The organism is Herbaspirillum sp. 3R11 (assembly GCF_004563925.1).
In the GTDB taxonomy this organism is placed as follows: Bacteria; Pseudomonadota; Gammaproteobacteria; order Burkholderiales; family Burkholderiaceae_D; genus Herbaspirillum.
The window spans coordinates 1,486,837-1,502,387 of the sequence record NZ_SPNJ01000001.1; the positions used below are offsets into that span (position 1 = coordinate 1,486,837).

At 61.1% G+C, this 15,551-nt stretch carries 15 protein-coding genes; 12 read left to right on the top strand and 3 right to left on the bottom strand.

The genetic code is table 11. The features are described 5' to 3' along the window. The 3 genes from E4P32_RS06860 to E4P32_RS06870 all read left to right on the top strand — a co-directional run bounded on the left by E4P32_RS06860 (position 1) and on the right by E4P32_RS06870 (position 4,063). Positions 1-1,734 (top strand): putative 2-aminoethylphosphonate ABC transporter permease subunit, encoded by a 1,734-nt coding sequence (locus tag E4P32_RS06860; RefSeq protein WP_116432661.1) that lies wholly within the window; start codon positions 1-3, stop codon positions 1,732-1,734. Positions 1,735-1,790: 56 nt separating this feature from the next. Continuing rightward, positions 1,791-2,816 (top strand): putative 2-aminoethylphosphonate ABC transporter substrate-binding protein, encoded by a 1,026-nt coding sequence (locus E4P32_RS06865; RefSeq protein WP_116432660.1) that lies wholly within the window; start codon positions 1,791-1,793, stop codon positions 2,814-2,816. 68 nt (positions 2,817-2,884) lie between these two features. Continuing rightward, a complete protein-coding gene (locus E4P32_RS06870; RefSeq protein ID WP_116432659.1) occupies positions 2,885-4,063 on the top strand; it encodes a TIGR03364 family FAD-dependent oxidoreductase in 1,179 nt (392 codons plus the stop codon). A gap of 52 nt (positions 4,064-4,115) precedes the next feature. Here E4P32_RS06870 and E4P32_RS06875 read toward each other — a convergent pair whose 3' ends face one another. Both E4P32_RS06875 and E4P32_RS06880 read right to left on the bottom strand, forming a co-directional pair. Then, a complete protein-coding gene (locus E4P32_RS06875; RefSeq protein ID WP_116432658.1) occupies positions 4,116-5,057 on the bottom strand; it encodes a LysR substrate-binding domain-containing protein in 942 nt (313 codons plus the stop codon). 46 nt (positions 5,058-5,103) lie between these two features. Continuing rightward, positions 5,104-5,916 carry a FadR/GntR family transcriptional regulator gene (locus E4P32_RS06880; RefSeq protein WP_233526533.1) on the bottom strand — a complete coding sequence of 271 codons (813 nt, stop codon included), beginning with the start codon at positions 5,914-5,916 and terminating at the stop codon, positions 5,104-5,106. 282 nt (positions 5,917-6,198) lie between these two features. Here E4P32_RS06880 and E4P32_RS06885 point away from each other — a divergent pair, with 282 nt between their 5' ends. The 4 genes from E4P32_RS06885 (at position 6,199) to E4P32_RS06900 (ending at position 10,756) form a co-directional block, all read left to right on the top strand. Then, the gene (locus tag E4P32_RS06885) at positions 6,199-6,996 is read left to right on the top strand and encodes an SDR family oxidoreductase (protein ID WP_116432657.1); all 798 of its coding nucleotides are present in this window, start codon (positions 6,199-6,201) and stop codon (positions 6,994-6,996) included. Between the two features lie 19 nt (positions 6,997-7,015). Next, positions 7,016-8,449, top strand: coding sequence for an aldehyde dehydrogenase family protein (locus tag E4P32_RS06890; RefSeq protein WP_116432656.1), 1,434 nt, complete (start codon positions 7,016-7,018; stop codon positions 8,447-8,449). Between the two features lie 29 nt (positions 8,450-8,478). Then, complete coding sequence (locus tag E4P32_RS06895) at positions 8,479-9,237, top strand: SDR family oxidoreductase (protein ID WP_116432655.1); 759 nt, start codon at positions 8,479-8,481, stop codon at positions 9,235-9,237. Between the two features lie 202 nt (positions 9,238-9,439). Beyond that, positions 9,440-10,756, top strand: coding sequence for an MFS transporter (locus E4P32_RS06900; protein ID WP_116432654.1), 1,317 nt, complete (start codon positions 9,440-9,442; stop codon positions 10,754-10,756). 76 nt (positions 10,757-10,832) lie between these two features. Here E4P32_RS06900 and E4P32_RS06905 read toward each other — a convergent pair whose 3' ends face one another. Further along, positions 10,833-11,366 carry a hypothetical protein gene (locus E4P32_RS06905; protein WP_233526532.1) on the bottom strand — a complete coding sequence of 178 codons (534 nt, stop codon included), beginning with the start codon at positions 11,364-11,366 and terminating at the stop codon, positions 10,833-10,835. A gap of 162 nt (positions 11,367-11,528) precedes the next feature. Between E4P32_RS06905 and E4P32_RS06910 the strand changes: the two genes are divergently transcribed. From E4P32_RS06910 to E4P32_RS06930, 5 genes are all read left to right on the top strand, one after another. Continuing rightward, positions 11,529-13,025, top strand: a complete 1,497-nt coding sequence (locus E4P32_RS06910; protein WP_116432652.1) for a protein adenylyltransferase SelO — start codon at positions 11,529-11,531, stop codon at positions 13,023-13,025. A gap of 85 nt (positions 13,026-13,110) precedes the next feature. Beyond that, the gene (msrB, locus tag E4P32_RS06915) at positions 13,111-13,509 is read left to right on the top strand and encodes a peptide-methionine (R)-S-oxide reductase MsrB (RefSeq protein ID WP_053197842.1); all 399 of its coding nucleotides are present in this window, start codon (positions 13,111-13,113) and stop codon (positions 13,507-13,509) included. Positions 13,510-13,572: 63 nt separating this feature from the next. After that, the gene (locus E4P32_RS06920) at positions 13,573-14,193 is read left to right on the top strand and encodes a septation protein A (protein WP_116432651.1); all 621 of its coding nucleotides are present in this window, start codon (positions 13,573-13,575) and stop codon (positions 14,191-14,193) included. Further along, on the top strand, positions 14,190-14,465 hold the full coding sequence (locus E4P32_RS06925) for a BolA family protein (RefSeq protein ID WP_116432650.1): 276 nt from the start codon (positions 14,190-14,192) through the stop codon (positions 14,463-14,465). The genes E4P32_RS06920 and E4P32_RS06925 overlap by 4 nt, the downstream gene beginning before the upstream one ends. An 86-nt stretch (positions 14,466-14,551) precedes the next feature. Beyond that, a complete protein-coding gene (locus tag E4P32_RS06930; protein WP_116432649.1) occupies positions 14,552-15,328 on the top strand; it encodes a peptidylprolyl isomerase in 777 nt (258 codons plus the stop codon). The last annotated feature ends 223 nt before the right edge of the window (positions 15,329-15,551 follow it).

Sequence of the window (15,551 nt, forward strand, 5' to 3'; positions counted from 1 at the left end):
ATGAATACCTCCGTTCAGGCGCCGCCGCTCGCCGTCACCTCGGCACCCGTATCAAAGCCGGTGTCGGCCTTCAATCGCGACACCGCGACCGCGAACGGCCTGAAATATTTCCTGCTGCTCTTGCTGATGCTGGCGCTGGCCCTGCCGCTGGTGGCCGTGCTCGGCCAGGCGCTGCTCGACCGTAACGGTGCATGGGCCGGTCTGGCGCCGTGGAGCAGGCTGATTGCCAATCCCAACTTCTTCCCCATGGTGGCGCGCAGCGTCGGCGTGTCGGCTGCGACCGCCTTGCTGGTGGTGCCGCTGGCCTACCTGTTCGCCTACGGCCTGCAACGCACGCTGGCGCCGTTCAAGGGCATGTGGCGGGCCATCGCGCTGTTGCCGCTGCTGGCGCCGTCGCTGCTGCCGGGCATCGCCCTGATCTATCTGTTCGGCAACCAGGGCCTGTTCAAGGAATGGATGAACGGCAGCATCTACGGCTTCTGGGGCATCTTGCTGGGCGAGGCGTTCTACACCTTTCCGCATGCGCTGATGATCCTGTTGTCGGCGCTGTCGCTGGCCGATGCGCGCCTGTATGACGCCGCCTCGGCAATGGGCGCGAGCAGCTGGAAGACCTTCCGCACCGTGACGCTGCCGGCCACGCGCTACGGCATCTTCGGCGCGTTCTGCCTGGTGTTCACGCTGGCGATCACCGACTTCGGCGTGCCCAAGATCGTCGGCGGCGCCTTCAGCGTACTGGCGGTGGAAGCCTACAAGGCCGTGGTCGGCCAGCAGCAGTTCGACCGCGGCGCGCTGATCGGCCTGCTGTTGCTGATCCCCGCATTGCTGACCTTCTGCATCGACGGCTGGCTGCAAAAACGCCAGCGCGCCCAGATGAGCAGCCGCGCCGAAGTGCTGACGCCGCGCCGCCAATGGCGTCGTGACAGCGTCTACACGCTGATCCTGATGTTGATCAGCGGCGCGCTGCTGTTGATGATTGCGGTTGCCATCGGCGCGTCGCTGGTCAAACTATGGCCGTACAACCTCAAGCTGACGCTGATGCACTACGACTTCGACAACATGGACGGCGGCGGCTGGCTGGCTTACTGGAACAGCCTGCGCCTGGCCATCGGCACCAGCATCGTCGGCACCGTCGTGATTTTCACCGGCGCCTGGCTGATGGAAAAGACGCGCAGCAACCGCCTGCTCGACAACGCGCTGCGCTTCCTGAGCTTCCTGCCGATGGCAGTGCCGGGGCTGGTGCTGGGACTGGGCTTCGTGTTCTTCTTCAATCATCCGGCCAATCCGCTGAACTTCCTCTACGGCAGCATGGCGATCCTGATCCTGTGCTCGGTGATGCACTTCTACACCACCGCGCACCTGACCGCCGTCACTGCGCTCAAGCAGATCGATCCCGAATTCGAAGCCGCCTCGGCCTCGCTCAAGGTGCCGCTGCTGCGCACTTACCTGCGCATTACCGTGCCGCTGTGCCTGCCGGCGGTGCTGGAAATCTTCCGCTATCTGTTCGTGTCGTCGATGACGACGGTGTCGGCAGTGATCTTCCTCTACAGCCCCAACACCGTGCTGGCGGCAATCGCCGTGCTGAACATGGACGACGCCGGCGATGTCGGCCCGGCCGCAGCGATGTCCACGCTGATCCTGCTGACCTCGATTGCCGTCTCGCTGCTGATGCACTGGGGCCTGGGCTACTGGGTGCGTCGCGCGCAGGCCTGGCGCAGCGCCGGAAAAAAACATTGATGCATTGATTGATTCACTCGTTCGTCGTTTTACTTTTCCATCACAAGAAAGCAACCATGAAACCTACAACCATTCTGAAACTGCTTGCTTCCGTACTGGGTGCAGGCGCCCTGCTGTCCGCGCATGCAGCGACCACGCTGACCGTCTATACCGCGCTGGAAGCCGATCAGATCAAGGCCTATCAAGCCGAGTTCGAAAAGTCCAATCCGGACATCGAAATCAAATGGGTGCGCGATTCCACCGGCATCGTCACCGCCAAGCTGCTGGCTGAAAAAGCCAATCCGAAGGCTGACGTGATCTGGGGCTTGGCTGCTTCCAGCCTGGCGATCCTCGACAAGGAAGGCATGCTGACGCCTTACGCGCCGAAGAATCTCTCGGCGATCGAAGCCAAGTACCGCAGCCCGGCCAATCCTCCAGCGTGGGTCGGCATGGACGTGTGGGGTTCGGCGATCTGCTTCAACACCGTCGAAGCGCAAAAGCAAGGTCTGCCGAAGCCGACTTCGTGGGCCGACCTGACCAAGCCGATCTACGCCGGCAAGATCGTCATGCCGCATCCAGCCTCCTCCGGCACCGGCTACCTCGACGTCACCGCCTGGATCCAGATGATGGGCGAAGACAAGGCATGGGCTTACATGGACGCGCTGCACAAGAATATCGGCCAGTACACCCACTCCGGCTCCAAGCCATGCAAGCAAGCCGCCACCGGCGAGTTCCCGATCGGCATCGCGTTTGAATACCGCGCCGTGAAGACCAAGAAGGAAGGCGCACCGATCGACATCATCCTGCCGTCGGAAGGCCTGGGCTGGGATCTGGAAGCGACCGCCATCGTCAAGGGCACCAAGAACCTCGACGCCGCCAAGCGCCTGGCTGACTTCTCCGCCAGCAAGGACGCCATGATGCAATACGAAAAGAACTTCGCCGTGCTGGCCGTGCCGGGCATCGCCAAGCCTGATCCGCTGCTGCCTGCCGACTACGAAAAGCGCCTGACCAAGAACGACTTCGTCTGGACCAGCAGCAACCGCGACCGCATCCTGAACGAGTGGAGCAAGCGTTACGAAAGCAAGGCTGAAAAGAAGCAATAACGTGTAGACCTGCCGCCCGCGCCATCTAAAGCGCGGGCGGCGCTGAACAGAAGAACGTGGAGCATCGGATGGGCAATACCAACACCAACAAGGATCACATCGACGTCGCCGTCGTCGGTGCCGGCATACTCGGCCTGGCGCACGCCTTTGCGGCAGTCAAGCGCGGCCTGCGCGTCGTCGTGTTCGAACGCAGCTCGACGCCGATCGGCGCCTCGATCCGCAATTTCGGCATGGGCCTGGTCACCGGCCAGCCGCCGGGCGTCATGCTCGGCCTCGCCAAACAAAGCCGGGCACTGTGGCTGCACCTGGCGCAGCGCGCCAATTTCAGCGCACGTGAAGCCGGCACCCTGCTGTTCGCCCGCACTGCGGCCGAACATGCGGTACTCGAAGAATTCATGATCGTGCGCGCGCGCCAGCATGGCTACGACGCCTCGCTGCTGGAAGGCGCACAACTCGATGCCCTGTACGGCGGCCGCTTCCGCCATCATCGTTCGGCCCTGCACGGCACCCAGGATTTGCAGCTGTATTCGCGTGAAGCGGTGCCGGCGCTGGTGTGCTACCTGCAATCGCAAGGCGTGCAATTCCATTTCAACACGCTGGTCAGGGAAGCACGGGACGGTCATCTGTCGACCACCGCCGGCGAGTTCCGCGCGGAGCGCACCATCGTCTGTTCCGGCCACGATTACCAGACGCTGTTTGCCGACAAGCTCGGCGAAATGAATCTCAAGGTCTGCCGCCTGCAGATGTTGCGCGCGGCGCCGAAGGAGCGCTTGCCGCTGACGCACGCGGTCCTGACCGGTTTGTCGTGCACCCATTACGGCGCGTTTTCCGATCTGCCAAGCGCAGCGGGCGTGAATGCCGAAATCGAAGCGCAGTATCCGGTGCTGAACCGCCACGGCATCCATCTGCTGGTCAGCCCGACGCCGTACCAGGAACTCATCATCGGCGACTCGCACTACTACGGCGTCGATGCGCCGCCGTTCAATAACGAGGAAATCGATCAGCTCATGATCGGTCTGGCGGAAGAGACGCTGGGTGTGAAACTGAACGTGCTGGAACGCTGGCAAGGCGTCTACGGCAGCAAGGGACCGGGACCGTTCTCGGCGACACCGGTCGACGCCAAGACCACGGTGGTGCTGATGCATACCGGCATCGGCATGAGCGTGGGCCTGGCCTTGGGTGAACGTGTGATCGGCGCCTTGCTGGATGGCGCGAAGTTGCCGGATCCGGCGGTCGACAAGAACTGAAATCATCACTATCCCGGCGCGTGCCGGGGTAGTGATGACTCTGCAAAACCAACTACTCGCGCGCCAATCCCTCTGCGTGCAGCCACTTGCCCTTGCGGCACAAGTCATCGGTCACATCCAGCACCAGCCGCTCCACCGCCGCCGCCGCATTGGTCAGCGGAATATTCTTCGAAGCGCACAAGGCCAGCGTGCGCGCCATGCGTTCACCGCTGATCGGCAGTGCGACCATGTCGCCGCGTTCGATTTCCGACAGCAAGGGCGCCACGGGCAAAATGGTCGCGCCGATGTCGGCGAGGATGGCCGACTTCAGGATCGCCACCGAATTGATCTCGATCACGTTGTCGAGGGACATGCCTTGTGCGCGCACAATGTTTTCAATACGCGGCCGCACGCCGTGCTGCAGGCCGGGCAGGATCAGCGGCGCCTTGATGGCCTGCGCCAGCGTGACCGATTTCTTCTTGCCGGCGCCGTATTGCGAGTCTGCACGCGTGATGTACATCATCTCTTCTTCCACCATCGGCGTGCTGGCGAACGGCGACAGCTGGCCGTCATCGAACAGCACCGCCAGGTTGATGCGGCCCGACTTGAGCTGGACGATCAGGTTGCCGGTCAGCTCCTCGGTGAGCAGCAAGGTGATTTCCGGATAGGTGGCGCGAATGGCGGTCAGCAGCGGCAAGGCCAGCGCGCCCGAGACGCTCTGCGGAATGCCCAGCGCCACGGTGCCGGACGGCTTGTCGTTGGATTGCGCCACCGCCGATTTGGCGTCGGTGACTTGCTTGAGAATGGCTTGCGCGTGTTCGTAGAAGGTCTTGCCGGCGTCGGTGGCGATCACGCCTTGCGCGGAACGATGCAGCAATTGCGCTTCGAGTTCTTCTTCCAGCTGACGGACCTGCTGCGTCAGCGCCGGCTGGGCGATGTGCAGCACGCGCGCCGCGCGCGACAGCGAGCCGTGATCGACGATGGCGACGAAATATCTGAGTTGGCGCAATTCCATGCAGACGGATCCGATTCAGGTTGTTGTTTCAAGTTGTTATTTTTAATTACAAGCCGGGACGGCTATTGAACATGCGGCTGCGCGCATTTTCGATATGCCCGCGCATGGCCCGCCGCGCGCCTTCGGCGTCTTGCCGCTTGATCAGCTCGAAGATGTTGCGATGCTCGTCCATGGCGTCCTGGGTGCGCTTCCACGGCTGGATGTGCATCAGGTGGCGCAGCATATTGACGGCGTGGCTGACGTCGTACTCCAGCGTCTTCAATACCTGCACGAAACGCAGGTTGGCGGTCGCCGTGGCGATCGCTTCATGGAAGCCGAAATCGAAATGGTGGGCAATGCCGCCGACGGCGTTGGCCTCTTCAAACCCGGTCAGCAATTCGTCCATCCTGGTCAGGTCGGCGGTGCTGCGGCGCAGGGCCGCCATATAGGCGCATTCGGGCTCGACCACCATGCGCAGTTCGAGGCCGTTCATGATGTGACCGATGCGCTCGGACGGCTCCGCTGCTGCGGACTTGCCGGCGACACCCGGACTGTCCATGACGTAGGTGCCGGAGCCGCGCCGCGATTCGACCAGTTGGTCTTCGCGCAGCCGGTCGAGCGCCTGGCGCACGATGGGACGCGAGACGTCGAACAGCGTGGCCAGGTCGTTTTCCGACGGCAGGCGGCTGCCGACGGCGATCTTGCCTTCAACGATGGCGTGGAACAGGTTTTCATAGACCCGTTCGGCAAAACGCTCCTGGCGCACCGGACCGAGTCCGGCCGCGGCCAGTGCGAGCGCATCGGTGGACAGTTGGGTGCGGATGCTAACAACTTTGGCGTCCGGTTTTTCCTGCGGCTGGTCGGCTGGCGATTTCGGCATGGTTGGTCTCCGATGGCGATGTTCTGATGATTGCGCATGGTAGCGTATTTGCGCTGCGGCCATAAGCCCTCCTTATGGCCTCTAGTGCAATGGCGATCATCTGAATAAGTAGTAATATCAATTGACATCTTTTGGCGATCAACTTACATTGAAACCCAGACGAGGCGACGGCGGTATCTTCCGACCGAAGTCCATAGAACAAAAACGACAGGAGACAGACGGTCCGGCTCAATGGCTGCGACGGTGATATCTTTTGCCGTCCATTGTTTATCAAAGCCAATCATGAATAAGCCTTACATTCAGCCCAGCCAGCCTTACCTCGAACAGTTTTCGCTTGCAGGAAAGACCGTACTCGTCACCGGCGCAGCGCGCGACATCGGCCTGGAAATCGCCCGCGCCATGGCGGGCAGCGGCGCCCATGTGATCCTCGGCGGCCGCAACGCAGAGACCTTGGCAAGCGCGGTACAAAGCCTGACGGTGCAAGGCTTGTCGGCCAGCGCCCTCGCCTTCGACGTGACCGACAAAGCCGCCGTCAAGGACGCCTTCGCCCGCATCGCCAAGGAACACGCCGGTCTCGACGTGCTGGTCAACAATGCCGGCGTGCGCAACCGCAAGCCGCTGCTCGAATTCAGCGACGACGACATCGTCGCCATGATGGAAACCAACCTGATCGCCGGCTACACGCTGTCGCGCGAAGCGGCGCGCCTGATGGTGCCGAACAAGCGCGGCCGGCTGATTACCGTGACCTCGATTGCCGGCCAGATCGCCCGATCAGGCGACGCCGTCTACACCGGCGCCAAGGCCGGGCTGACCGGCATGATGCGTGCACTCGCCGCCGAATACGGTCCGCTGGGCATCACCAGCAACGCGATTGCGCCCGGCGGCGTGGCCACCGAAGCCAATGCCGCCGCGATCGCCGATCCAAAAATCAACGCCCATTTCGCCACGCGCACGCCGCTGGGGCGCTGGGCGCAGCCGGCTGAAATCGCCGGCGCCGCCGTGTTCCTCGCTTCCAACGCCGCCTCCTACGTCAATGGTCACGTTCTGTACGTGGATGGCGGCATGTCGATTGCCATGTAAATCAAAGGACTTTGAAATCATGAAACAGCACTTCATCAACAACCGCTGGACCGCACCGTCTTCCGGCGAAAGCATTCCCGTCATCGATCCTTCCGACGGCGAAGTGTTCGAATCGCTGGCGCGCGGCAACGCCGCCGACATCGACCTCGCGGTACAAGCAGCGCGCAAGGCCTATGACAATGTCTGGAGCCGCACCAGCGCCGCCGACCGCAGCCGCCTGATGATGAAGCTGTCGCAAAAGCTGGCCGAGCACCAGGAAGAACTGGCGCAACTGGAAGCGCGCGACTGCGGCAAGCCGTTCAAACAGGCGCGCGCCGATGCCGCCGCCATCGTGCGTTATTTCGAGTTCTATGCCGGCGCGGCCGACAAGCTGCACGGCGAGACCATTCCCTACCAGACCGGCTACACCGTGCTGACACTGCGCGAGCCGCATGGCGTCACCGCACACATCGTGCCGTGGAATTATCCGATGCAGATCTTCGGCCGTTGCGTCGGCGGCGCGCTCGCCGCCGGCAACACCTGCGTGGTCAAACCCGCTGAAGACGCCTGCCTGTCGCTGCTGCGCGTGGCGGAACTGGCCGCCGAAGTCGGTTTCCCCGAAGGCGTGCTCAATATCGTCACCGGCTACGGCCATGAAGCGGGCGACCTGCTGATCAGGCACGCCGACATCGATCACGTGTCGTTCACCGGTTCGCCCAACGTCGGCAAGATCGTGGTGCGCGCCGCTGCCGAACATCACACGCCGGTCACGCTGGAACTGGGCGGCAAGTCGCCGCAGGTGGTGTTCGCCGACGCTGACTTCGACGCCATGCTGCCGGTAATCGTCAACGCCATCGTGCAGAACTCCGGACAGACTTGTTCCGCCGGCAGCCGCCTGCTGGTCCAGCGCAGCGTCTATGAACAGGTACTGGAACGGGTCGGCGCCGCCTTCGGCAAATTACGCGTCGGCTCGGCGGCGATGGACCTCGACTGCGGTCCGCTGATTCGCAAGACGCAACAGGAGCGCGTGGCCGGTTTCCTGCGCGACGCCGCCGACAGCAAGATCCCGGTGGTGGCGCAGGGCCGCATCGCCGACGGCGTGCCGGCAGGCGGCTTCTACCAGGCGCCGACTTTACTGCGCGACGTACCGATTCAACACCGTCTGGCGCAGGAAGAAGTATTCGGCCCGGTGCTGTCGGCGATGTCGTTTGAAGACGAAGCTGATGCCATCCGCCTCGCCAACGGCACCGACTTCGGCCTGGTCGCGAGCGTCTGGACGCGCGACGGCGGACGGCAGTTCCGCCTGGCGCGGGCGATCCGCAGCGGCCAAGTCTTCATCAACAACTATGGTGCGGGCGGCGGCGTGGAATTGCCATTCGGCGGCGTCAAGGCCAGCGGCCACGGACGCGAAAAAGGTTTCGAAGCGCTGTACGGCTTCACGGTTTTGAAGACCATCGCCATCAAACACGACTAAAAAATCATTCAACACCCCAAGGAGAAGACATGCGACTCAAAGACAAAGTAGCCATCGTGACCGGCGCCGGTTCGGGTTTCGGCGAAGGCATCGCCAAGAGCTATGCGCGCGAAGGTGCGCGCGTGCTGGTGGCCGACATCAATGAAGCCGGCGGCAAGCGCGTCGTCGACGACATCGTCGCGGCCGGCGGCCAGGCGCGTTTCATCAAGACCGACGTCTCCAAGAGTGCCGATACGGCGGCGATGCTGGCCGCTGCGCTGGAAGCCTTCGGCGGCGTGCATATCGTCGTCAACAACGCTGGCACCACCCACCGCAACCGTCCGATGCTGGAAATCGAAGAGGATGAATTCGAACGCGTCTATGCGATCAACGTGAAGAGCATCTTCCTGAGCGCGAAGACCTTCGTGCCCTACTTCCGCAAGGTCGGCGGCGGCGCCTTCATCAACATCGCCTCGACCGCCGGCATCCGTCCGCGCCCGGGCCTGACCTGGTACAACGGCAGCAAGGGTGCGGTCATCACCACCAGCAAATCGATGGCGGCCGAACTCGGCCCGGACAACATCCGCGTCAACTGCGTCAATCCGGTGATCTCGGCAACCGGCCTGCTGACTGAATTCATGGGCGTGCCCGACACCCCGGAAAACCGCAAGAAGTTCACCGCGACGATTCCGCTGGGCCGCTTCTCGACGCCGGACGACATCGCCAACGCCTGCCTGTACCTAGGCTCGGATGAAGCGTCGTTCATCACCGGCGCTTGCCTGGAAGTGGACGGCGGTCGCTGCGTTTAACCACGCACGAGACCGGCTGTAAGCGTTTTGTCAGTGATGAAGCGCTTTCGGTTGAATCGGCAAAATTTGTGTCTATAATCACGCTGCATTAAAAAGAACCAAAACAAGAACTACAGAAATCAGTACTTAATAAGGCCAGTCCACGAGACTGGCTTTTCATAACAACAAGACTGATCCATTTTTAATATGTATGGAGTGAGACATGTCGTATACCCCAGCACAAGGCGTCGCCGCGTCGCCCGGCACCGATGTATCGTTTGAAGAAGCGACTTTTTCCAAAGTCACCTGGCGTCTGCTTCCGCTGCTTTTCCTCTGCTATGTTGCTTCTTACCTGGACCGCGTCAACGTCGGTTTCGCCAAGCTGCAAATGCTGCAGGACCTGAAGTTCAGTGAAACCGTGTACGGCCTCGGCGCCGGCATTTTCTTCATTGGCTATTTCATCTTTGAAGTCCCCAGCAACATCATCCTGCACAAGGTCGGCGCACGGCTCTGGATCGCGCGCATCATGATCACCTGGGGCATCATTTCGGGCGCCATGATTTTCGTGACGACGCCGGAAATGTTCTACGTCATGCGCTTCCTGCTGGGCGTGGCCGAAGCCGGCTTCTTCCCTGGCGTGATCCTGTACCTGACCTACTGGTATCCATCGCATCGCCGCGGCAAGATCACCGCGCTGTTCATGACCGGCATCGCCATCTCCGGCGTCATCGGCGGCCCGCTGTCAGGCTGGATCATGCATGCCTTCCCTGGCGTGCACGGCCTGACCGGCTGGCAATGGATGTTCATCATCGAAGCGATTCCTTCGCTGGTGCTGGGCGTGGTCGTGATCTTCTACCTGAAGGACCGCATCCGCGACGCCGACTGGCTGAGCGAAGATGAAAAGCGCCTGCTGGAATCGCAGATCGCACAGGAACAGTCCGAGAAGATCGAAGTCTCGCTGGGCCAGATGTTCGCCGACGGCAAGGTGTGGCTGAGCGCGATCATCTACTTCTGCTTCGTGATGGGCCTGTATGGCGTGAGCTTCTGGCTGCCGACCATCATCAAGACCACCGGTGTCACGGACCCGCTGAACATCGGCCTGCTGACTGCAATTCCTTACGCTGTCGCCGCCGTCGCGATGATCATGATCGGCCGCAGCGCCGACCAGCATCGCGAGCGTCGATGGCACGTCGCCATCCCGGCGTTCCTGGGTTGTGTCGGTCTGCTGTTCAGCACCGTGTATGACCACAACACGCTGCTGGCGATGGCTTCGCTGACATTGGCTGCGGTCGGTATCCTGACCACCCTGCCCTTGTTCTGGAGCCTGCCGACGGCGTTCCTGAGCGGCGCTGCTGCGGCTGCCGGTATCGCGCTGATCAACTCGCTGGGCAACCTGGCCGGTTTCGTCAGCCCTTACCTGGTCGGCTGGCTGAAAGACACCACCCAAAGCACCAACACCGGCATGTACGTGCTGGCGGCGTCATTGCTGCTGGGCGGACTGCTGACGTTGGCGGTGCCGGCCAAGCTGGTCAACAAGTAAGACGGCATCCTCAATAAAAAACGGCGGAGCCCGGAAGGGACTCCGCCGTTTTTTTATGCATCCGTTTTATGTTGCTTCAGCGCGCCAGCCGGCGCCAGATCGTATCCAGTACGTTGTTCAGTTCGGCGCCCTGTGCCTGGATCGCGCCCATGCCGTACTCCTTGCGCCGCACACCTGCGTCGAACAGCTCAAGCGCCCACACGGCATCCGTGGTGCGTTGAAGCGGCAAGGCCTCCGGCAGGCTCCAGACCGCATTCATCAGCGGCACGATGAGCGCCAGGTCGTCTTCGCTCAGTTGTATCGTGCGGCTTTGCACCAGCGCAGGCTTTTCGGTCGGACTCTTCAGTTGGGTAATGAAGCGCGTCATGCTGCGCCGGTCGAGATCGACCGCCGACCAATAGCCGACCGTCGTGCCGAATGCGCCCTGCGAAATGACCACGCCGCGTACCGGCGTCATCTCGGCGGGAACGGTGACTGCGCACTCACCGCAGACATGCGCCTTGACCGGGGCATAGGCCGGGACTTGAGCGAAAGCGTTGCCTGCCAGGAAGGCAAGCAATAAGACGTGACTACAGACGTGACTACGGATGCGGCTGGGCAATGTGCTCATGATGGACGACTCGCGGTAAAGGTTTGGCGGGATGGTCTCACATCCTCCAAAGAAATGCCGGACGGAATACAGCCCGAACTGCGGCCCGAAACTGCAGCCTCATCCGATGGCCTGCCCGCTTCTCTGTCAAAATGGCGGATTCTTTTGTGCTGGCCCAAGTTCATGAACGCACCCGTCATCCCGTCCGGCAATATCGATCCCGTCGCGCTGCCCTTTGCCAATGCCTTTGCGGAATTGCCGCCGGCGTTCTTCACGCGCCTGCAACCGACGCCATTGCCGCAACCTTATCTGGTGGCCGTCAGCGAGGACGCCGCTGCGCTGATCGGCATCGATCCGGCGACGGCCGGCAACAAGGCCTTCATCGACGTCTTCACCGGCAACGTCATCGCGCAACACTCCAAACCATTGGCCGCCGTGTATTCCGGCCACCAGTTCGGCGTCTGGGCCGGGCAACTTGGCGATGGCCGCGCGATCCTGCTGGGCGACCTGCCGGCGCGTGACGGCGGCCGCATGGAGATCCAGCTCAAGGGCGCCGGGCAGACGCCCTATTCGCGCATGGGCGACGGCCGCGCCGTGCTGCGTTCGTCAATCCGCGAATTCCTGTGTTCCGAAGCGATGGCCGGGCTCGGCATCCCGACCACGCGCGCGCTGAGCGTGACCGGATCGGATCAGCAAGTCCGGCGCGAGACGCTGGAAACCACGGCGGTGGTCGCGCGCATGTCGCCCAGCTTCATCCGCTTCGGCTCGTTCGAACACTGGTATTACAACAAGCACCACGATGAACTGAAACTGCTGGCAGATACCGTCATCGCCAATTTCTATCCCGAATTGCTCGGTGCCGAGAATCCTTATCGCGCGCTGCTGGCCGAAGTCACGCGCCGTACTGCACACCTGATGGCGCACTGGCAGGCGGTCGGCTTCATGCACGGCGTGATGAACACCGACAACATGTCCATCCTCGGCCTGACGCTGGACTACGGTCCCTTCGGTTTCATGGAGGCCTTCGATGCGCGCCACATCTGCAACCACACCGATCAGCAGGGGCGCTATTCGTACCAGATGCAGCCGCGCATCGGCCAGTGGAACTGTTTTGCGCTCGGTCAGGCGCTGCTGCCGCTGATCGACAGCGTGGAAGAGACCGAAGCCGCGCTGGGGCAATACGAGGCCGAGTTCGCGGCAAAGAACGATGACTTGCTGCATGCCAAACTCGGCCTGGCGACCCGTCAGGGCGACGACGACAAGCTGTTCGAATCCTTGTTCGCCATCCTGCAGGCCGGCCATGTCGATTTCACCTCGTTCTTCCGCCGCCTGAGCGATCTGCATGCGGCCGACAACGGCGGCGATGAACCATTGCGAGATCTGTTCATCGAACGAGCTTCCTTCGATGCCTGGGCCGAACAATACCGCGCCCGCCTGCAACAGGAAAACAGCGTTGATGCCGCACGGAAACTTGCAATGGACGCAAGCAACCCCAAATACGTGCTACGGAATTACCTGGCGCAAGTCGCCATCGACAAGGCGCAGAACAAGGACTTCTCGGAAGTGGCCAAGCTGCAGGAAATCCTGCGCCGGCCTTTCGACGAGCAGCCGGAACACGACAAGTACGCCGACCTGCCGCCGGACTGGGCCAGCCATCTGGAAGTCAGCTGCTCCTCGTGAGCGTAAGATTGTCCGGCGTCTCGCGACCAAGCCATATGCACCTCATTCAAAAATTTATTCATCACCCTTGCCAAGGAGCCACCCCATGACCGCCAAAGTTCAAAAAACCGATGCCGAATGGCGCGCCCAACTGGATACCATGGAATACCAGGTGACCCGCCATGCCGCCACCGAGCGCGCATTCACCGGTAAATTCTGGGATCATCACGAAGCCGGCATCTACACCTGCGTCTGCTGCAATACGCCCTTGTTCGCCTCCGATACCAAGTTCGACTCGGGTTGCGGCTGGCCCAGCTATTTCAAGGCGCTCGACCCGGCCAACGTGCGCGAGATCGTCGACAAGAGCCATGGCATGATCCGTACCGAAATCGTCTGCAACGTCTGCGATGCGCATCTGGGACATGTGTTCCCCGACGGCCCGCCGCCGACCGGCTTGCGCTATTGCATCAATTCGGCTTCATTGCGCTTTGATCCGGCCACCTGATAAGCTGCGGGTCTGTACTGGCCTGCACTATCCGCTCACCACCTTTTAAAAAGAACCAAGCACATGAAGTTCCTGTTCGACCTCTTTCCCGTCATCCTCTTCTTTGGCGTATTCAAATGGGGGGAAGGCCATGCCGACGCCGCCCAGGGCCTGGTGTCGCAATACCTGTCCGGCGTGATGTCCGGCGGCACGGCAACGGCCACGCTGGCGCCGATCCTGCTGGCTACGGCGGTCGCCATCGTCGCCTCGCTGGCGCAGATCGGTTACCTGCTGGCGCGCCGCAAGAAGGTCGACGGCATGCTGTGGGTCTCGCTGGCCATCATCGTGGTATTCGGCGGCGCCACCATCTACTTCCGCGACGATACCTTCATCAAGTGGAAGCCGACCATCCTGTACTGGTGCTTCGCGGTTGCCTTGCTGGTCAGCCAAATCTTCTTCAAAAAGAATCTGATCCGCACAACGATGGAAAAACAGGTTTCCCTGCCTGAACCGGTGTGGGTCAAGCTGAACCTGGCGTGGTCGGTATTCTTCGTCGCGATGGGCTTGCTCAATCTGTACGTGGCGTTCAATTACACGCTCGACGTCTGGGTCAATTTCAAGATGTTCGGCAGCATGGGGCTAATGTTCGCTTTCATCATCGCGCAGAGCGTGTTCCTGTCGAAATACATGAAGGACGCCGAATGAGCGCGCGACCGGATGTCATCCGCGAACGGCTGCTTGCCGCCTTCACGCCGAGCGAGTGTCTGGTGGAAGACGAATCGGCCCTGCATGCCGGTCATGCGGGCGCTGCGTCGGGCGGCGGGCACTATCGCGTACGCCTGATTTCAGCCGCTTTTGAGGGGAAAAATCGTTTAATTCGGCATCGGCTGGTGTATGATTGCCTGGCTGACATGATGCACAAGGATATACACGCACTGGCCATCACGGCTATCGCACCATCAGAAATAGCGAACTAACAAGACTATCCCCCCTCTTATATCTCTCAATTCCTAGCTTGTTAGCTATTAGTTACCTTATTACCTCCATTTTTTAGGATTCGATAATGACATTCAAACCTGCTCGTTTGCTGGTACTGCTGTTTGCAGCCGCTGCTCTGCCTGTCATGGCGCAAAACCTGGCCGTCGTGAACGGCAAGTCCATCCCATCGTCGCGTGCCGACGCCATGGTCAAGCAAATGACTGCACAAGGTCAGCCTGACAGCCCGCAACTGCGCGGCGCCGTCAAGGAAGAGCTGATCAACCGCGAAATCCTGATGCAGGAAGCCGACAAGCAAGGCCTGAGCAACAACGCCGACGTCAAGAACCAGCTTGAACTGGCGCGCCAGGGCATCGTCATCCGCGCGCTGATCGGCGACTACCTGAAGAAGCATCCGGTTGCAGACGCCGACATCAAGGCTGAGTACGACAAGTTCAAGGCGCAAGCCGGCGACAAGGAATACCACGCTCGCCACATCCTGGTCGACAAGGAAGAAGACGCGAAGGCAATCATCGCCAAGCTGAAGGCCGGCACCAAGTTTGAAGACTTGGCCAAGCAATCGAAGGACACCGGTTCCGCAGCCAACGGCGGCGATCTGGACTGGGCCACGCCTGCTTCGTTCGTGAAGCCGTTCTCCGACGCCATGGTTGCACTGAAGAAGGGTGAAGTCACCGACACACCGGTCAAGACCCAATTCGGTTACCACGTGATCAAGCTGGAAGACACACGTCCGGCCAAGGTCCCGACCCTGGAAGAAGTGAAGCCGCAAATCGCCGAAGCGCTGCAACAGAAGAAGCTGCAGGCTTATCAGGAAGAACTGCGCAAGAAAGCCAAGGTTCAATAAGACTCAGTAGTACCTCGCATCATCTCGCGGCGCGCGCAAGCGTTCCGCGGACCGAAAAAACGCCCCAGCCGGAAACGGTTTGGGCGTTTTTTTAATTTTAAGGCCTTGTTTTTTGATTTCTACAAAAAATGATGGCTCATGCGTAAAAAACCAAAAAAAATCATCATCCGTGCGCGAAACACGCATTTCAGTCAATACGGATGAGGAAATTATTTACGCATTT